The sequence below is a fragment of the Planctomonas deserti genome, assembly GCF_003067705.1.
GTDB lineage: Bacteria > Actinomycetota > Actinomycetes > Actinomycetales > Microbacteriaceae > Planctomonas > Planctomonas deserti.
Genome location: NZ_QANL01000248.1, coordinates 1 through 505, shown reverse-complemented (window position 1 = coordinate 505; position 505 = coordinate 1). Strand labels below are relative to the sequence as shown.

1 protein-coding gene is annotated in these 505 nt (G+C 62.2%); it reads right to left on the bottom strand.

Annotated features, from left to right (window positions below; genetic code table 11):
- Positions 1-505: transposase family protein (locus DAI20_RS20520; RefSeq protein WP_497802666.1), on the bottom strand; the 505-nt coding region annotated here is incomplete at both ends.

Here is a 505-nt window from a genome sequence, read left to right as displayed (position 1 = left end):
CCCTTGACGCCACATTCGTACGGGCTGCCTGCCTTGCCCTTGCTCATGCAGTCCACTTCCGGCGCGTGCAAGGCGTAGAGTTTTTGTTTGTCCTTGGGACGCTGTGTCAACAACCGTTGTGCGCGCTCCAACCAGACACCGATGCGCTCACGTACCGACGGTTCCTGCTGGGCCAGCTTGCGTTGCAGATCCCGTAATACGCGTCCCAGGATCGTGCGTTGGCGTCGCAGTACTTTGCGCATGCGCTTGAACTGGCGCGCATGCGCATAGCGCCCGGCCTTGCGGCTCAACCCCGTACCTTGCCTCACATAGGTCTGCCGCAAGACGATGCCGTGTCGCTTGGCCAGCAGCCCCAGCTTCTTGCGCGCCACCTCCAGCAAGCGGCTGTCGGTGGGATGGGCGATCGCTTTTTCCTGCACGGTGGTATCCACGATCACCCGCGACAACTCGCGTGCGTCCACCGCCTTCATCGCGTGAGCGGTGTTGATCGTATGCGCCAACAGCT